Consider the following 213-nt stretch of genomic DNA (forward strand, 5'->3'; position numbering starts at 1 on the left):
CATCACTGCGATTGATGGTACAGCTATTACCGCAGGCAACACCGTAACGGTAGCCAACGGCACAGTGCTGTTAAATAATGACGGCACTTTAAGCTTTACCCCAACCGCTAATTACAATGGCAGCACCAGTTTTACTTACACGGTGACTTCCGGCGGAGTTACGGAAACGGCTACAGTGAACGTCACAGTCAATCCGGTTAATGATGCCCCAAT

At 48.8% G+C, this 213-nt stretch carries 1 protein-coding gene; it reads left to right on the forward strand.

The genetic code is table 11. The features are described from left to right. Positions 1-213 (forward strand): cadherin-like domain-containing protein (locus Lqua_RS18305; RefSeq protein WP_162264384.1); only part of this gene is annotated, 213 nt, incomplete at both ends.

The organism is Legionella quateirensis, from assembly GCF_001467955.1.
In the GTDB taxonomy this organism is placed as follows: domain Bacteria; phylum Pseudomonadota; class Gammaproteobacteria; order Legionellales; family Legionellaceae; genus Legionella; species Legionella quateirensis.